Below are 4327 nucleotides of genomic sequence, written 5' to 3'. Positions count from 1 at the left end.
CGTCTGATGCCGGCCCGCGGGCCGCCGCTGTGGGAGATGCCGGGCAGCGACCCGGCCGAGGGCGATCCACGCGCGCAACCCATACCGGACTACATGCCGGACTACGAGTTCGATCAGCGCATAGCGTGGTAGGGCAAAAGACGACAAGACTCGCTCGTCGGGGGCGACGCGTGCCTGTGGCCACCCGGGCGGCAAACTTCCGCCGCCCAGGTGGCCACAGGCACCCACAATGGGCATGCCGGGGCGGGGTTTCAGCGGCTTGTCAGGCGTCTGCGGCGCCAAATCAACGATTGACCCAGACCGATATGGCCGGATTACTCCAACAATGGCGTTGAAATTCCTATCCTTGAGAGAAGTCCGGCGTGGCGAGAGCAAATGGAAGCTGCGCGCCAGTTCGTCCTTCTCTGAAACATCGCGCCCTGCGAGAAGTCGCGGACAGTCGCGGGGCACAATTCTCATCGCGCGTTGGACGTTGGCAGGTCCGAGTAGCGCCTACTCAGGAATCAACTTCTTCACTTCGCCTTCGGCAGTGTGTGGCATCTCATCCCGCTCCAACTGCCGGACCTTTTCGATGATGTCCTTCGCCCGTGCCAGCTTGTCCTTGCGCCATTGCGGCTGGTCGTAGGACAGGGGGAGGTTGTCAAATGTCGTGAACAGGTAGTCACGCTGGTTGAGCGCGGTGGGGAACGACAGTCCAACAATGTACTTCTCCAGCAGGTAGGAGTCGTAGATGTAGCCGTTGCTCGCGTTCCAGAACTTCGCCAGCCGAATAGTCGGCTTGATCATCGACAGCTCGGCTGTGTTCTTCGCTGTCAGCTTGGCGTTGAAGTCATTGGGGTTGGTCTCCTGCCATGCGCCTGGCCCGTTTGGAATCTTGTACCCGCCGTAGGACTGCTTCAACGCGGGAACGAGATCAAACTTGATGTGATTGAGCTGGAGCACAACGCTCGGCGATGACTGCTTGATGTCGGAACTCGAATAGTAGATTTCAGCGAACCGCTTCAAGCGATCGAGGTAGGTTTGCGGCATGTAGCCGGAGTCCGAGAACACGACCATGTAGTCGATGTCCGAGTGCTCATCCATCGATCGCGGCAGGATGGTCCCGCGTGTCGAGGACCCAAAGCGAAACTGCTCACTTACGTCGTTGCCAAAGTGGCTCGAAAGCCTGCTCTTGATCGTGCTGATCGACGTGTTGATTGACGCGATTTCGGTGCTTGAAAGAACAGCCTCGCTGGCGCGGCCCTGCAGGTACGTAATGACAGACATCAGGGACCCTTCTTGTCTACGCGGTGTGCGGCTTCGCCTTGGTCAATCCCGGCCCGCGCAATCTCGAAGTCCTTCCGCGAGAACTGAGCGCTCGCCTGATTGAGTTCGTTGCGGCGCTTCGTGAACTCATCCATTCCGGCGATGGCCGACTGCTCATCGCATGCGTAGGTGAGCTTGATCTCGCGAAACACGCGGACATCGTTGCGGAGGGTCAGGTACTGATCGCCGCTACCCTTGTGCCCCGACGCGCGCTCAGATGGTTTCAGGAACGTCATCAACGACGTGAGAATGGCCACGATCGCCGACATGATCCCGGCGATATCGCCATAGTCTTTGAAGAACGCGGCACCCGCAAGCGCACTAAGTACGACTGACGGGATGCCTAGCCAGTAGTGATAGCGCGCCCAGCGATCGCCCGCGTTAAAGTGCGCTTTGCCGGAATGAATACAGTCTTCCTCAATACGTTCCAGTTCGGCCCGGAGCGCAAGTTTTAGGTCAGGCGTAGCGGGTGTCGCGGTCATTTCTTCTGGCTGCCCAGGAACGTGACCGCGTGGCCGCGCAGGGCTGCAGCAAACCGCGTGAACGTCAGGTCTTGCGCGGGCTGCGAGATCACAGTCGCCTTCGTGTTCGTCGCCAGCAGGAAGCATGTAGCGTTATAGATCCGCTCAAGGACGAGGCGACGACACAGCAGTTCGTATCGCTCCGCGTATGAGACGCCCTTGTACTTGATCACGTCCTTCTTCTTGGCAGGGGCTTCCAGACCACGGAACACCGGATCGACCGTGAAGTATGGTTCCTTGTTCGCGACGGGCTGCTTTACGCTTACCCGGTCTTCCAGCAGGAAGAGATACCCCAGGAACGGCGTCGGTGCCCCTTCGCCGAACCGGCCTTCACGATACGCAGTCCACAGGTCCTTGGCGCTTCCAATCGCTTCCTCCGAGCGATTGTTGACGTTGTTGCCGATCGACTTCCCGGCCTGCGACTTGAACTCCATAGCTAACACCAACTGGCCTTCTGAAATGACAATCAGATCCCACTTCTTGGTGGCGCGAAAGTAGCCCGGCAGATCGAGCGCAGTTCGCGTCCGCACATCAAGCCGCTTGAGACCCGCTTCGCACAAGATATCGGCGACGAGGACTTCGAGCGCACCCATTTGAGTGCCGCCGGTAACCTCGCCCCGCGTTCCGGCGTCGATCCTGCCTGACTCAACCTGCTTCTCCTTGTTCTTCGCTCGTGCATCCCAATAGGCTTGGACGGCCTTCTTCAAACGCTCATCAACATCAATCTTCTCGGTCAAAGTTTCCTCCCAATGTCGCTCGCTCTTCTTCGGACAGTCCATAGAGCTTGAGGGCCGCGCGGTTGCAGGCCGCAAGGTCCTGCGCCTCGGCAGCGCGCTTCAGTTCGTGCCGCATCGCTGCGGTCACGTCCTTCCAATTTGGCACGCGGATACGCCGCAGGTACTGCGCCTGGAAGCGGAGAAAGCCACCGCGCATGCGCGTTGAGTACGTTGCAACAAACAGCCGGGAAATTCTCGACAGGAGCACGGCCTGCAGCGCCCGCAGCTCCCACTCGTCTGCTGTGATGAAGTAGAGGTTGTGGCGCGGGTACAGCAGTCCCTCCTCAAAGACGATATGTGCCTCGCCTTTGATATCCGGGACGAGCAGCTTGGGGCGCTTCGTCAGGGACGGCGTAATGCGGTCGATCGTGCGATACCAGTTTGCCGGGGTCTTCTGCGCGCAGTGCCGCCCCGCAATGTCGTCCTTGCGCGCTTCGAGGTATCGTTTAAGTCGCGGGTAGTCGGCAAGATCCACCAAACCACCGCCGTCAGCGAACGGATTGATGACACCGAACCCGCGCCACTTGACGGTGCCGTCCAGAATATCCCGAGTCATCACGAGGGGCTGCTTGCGATCGTCCTCGACATCAAGCGCATCGAACGGGCCGATAAAGACTTGATCCGCGCCAGTAGCAACGCCGATTCCAACCTTGCAACCAGCGTCTTCAATCGTTGGAAAATTCTGCTCGATCCGGCGTACCAGCGCCAACTGATCTGACGACTCCAGAATCCAAGGCTCCGAGCCCGCCGTCACACCGGCTAGCTCGCGCACGTCTCCGGCCTTATTGGGAAGTCGCTTTGCGATGAGTGCTGCGGCCAGAGGGCCCAGCACTGCACCATCAATCGCCGGGCGATGTGCAAGGCGCGTCGTCCCGGGCTTCTCGCGGGTGATGATGGTGATGGCGGGGTACGCGATCACATCAGATTGGAATGCCGGGGTGTCGGTCATGTCCACGTGAATCTTCAGATGAAACTCTCTGGCGACCATCGCGCGCAAAGGTCCGCCGTAACGGTTCTTCATCCAGCGGTCGGCGCAGATGAACCCGAGCGCACCACCTTTGCTGAGCAGCGACAGCGAGCGCTCGATGAAGGCAATGTAGAGGTCGGCGCGGTCGTACATCGTGAAGTAGCGACTGCGGTACTCGGCGAGCAGCACGCCGGGGATCATTTCTTGTCGGACGTACGGCGGATTCCCGATGACCACATCGAACGCCTCGGGCAACGGTGTCAGCAAGAAGTCACCGTGTAGCAGCCATCGGTCCGCGATGGACACCGCAGTTCTTGCGGCGATGCCTGCCCCCGTCAGTTTGGCAATCAAACCTGCGTGCGTGCGATTGAATGTGTCGCGGTGGAGTTCCACCGCGCGAATGCAGTTCCCCAGTGTTTCGAGGGGACGCGTGGACAGGCCGCTCACCGTCCATGCCTGCAGCAAACGATCGACCGCCGGGAAGAGGAAGTCGCCGTCGCCAAAGGAGGGCTCGAGTAGCTTGATCTCTTGCAGGGGTCGGTCGCTTGTGTAGCCGGTGAGATCAAGGATGAAGTCCACGACCTCGCGGCGCGTAAAGATCGCGCCGCGCTTTTCCGCACTACCAGCGGCGGCCAGCTCCTCGATTGCCGATGTAACAGGGCAAAGGTCAGCAAACGATGGCTGCCGTAGAAGAAGGTTCAAGGCGATGGCTCTCTTGGAGATTTTGGTTGGTAGATGCTCTAGTTCTTCGTGTCTTT

Annotated in this window: 4 protein-coding genes; all 4 read right to left on the bottom strand. The window is 59.6% G+C overall.

From position 1 onward, the window contains the following. Window positions 1-492 precede the first annotated feature (492 nt). Genes SGJ19_10785 through SGJ19_10770 form a run of 4 tightly spaced genes read right to left on the bottom strand, consistent with a single transcriptional unit; the run spans window position 493 to window position 4214 of the window. Window positions 493-1266, bottom strand: a complete 774-nt coding sequence (locus SGJ19_10785; protein MDZ4780729.1) for a nucleotidyltransferase — start codon at window positions 1264-1266, stop codon at window positions 493-495. Continuing rightward, on the bottom strand, window positions 1266-1787 hold the full coding sequence (locus SGJ19_10780; GenBank protein MDZ4780728.1) for an SLATT domain-containing protein: 522 nt from the start codon (window positions 1785-1787) through the stop codon (window positions 1266-1268). Before SGJ19_10780 ends, SGJ19_10785 begins: the two co-directional genes overlap by 1 nt. Continuing rightward, window positions 1784-2563 carry a PaeR7I family type II restriction endonuclease gene (locus SGJ19_10775; protein ID MDZ4780727.1) on the bottom strand — a complete coding sequence of 260 codons (780 nt, stop codon included), beginning with the start codon at window positions 2561-2563 and terminating at the stop codon, window positions 1784-1786. Before SGJ19_10775 ends, SGJ19_10780 begins: the two co-directional genes overlap by 4 nt. Further along, the gene (locus SGJ19_10770) at window positions 2547-4214 is read right to left on the bottom strand and encodes an Eco57I restriction-modification methylase domain-containing protein (GenBank protein MDZ4780726.1); all 1668 of its coding nucleotides are present in this window, start codon (window positions 4212-4214) and stop codon (window positions 2547-2549) included. Before SGJ19_10770 ends, SGJ19_10775 begins: the two co-directional genes overlap by 17 nt. Window positions 4215-4327: the final 113 nt, after the last annotated feature.

Source organism: Planctomycetia bacterium (genome assembly GCA_034440135.1).
Taxonomy (GTDB): domain Bacteria; phylum Planctomycetota; class Planctomycetia; order Pirellulales; family JALHLM01; genus JALHLM01.
This window is presented reverse-complemented; position numbering and strand designations above follow the sequence as displayed.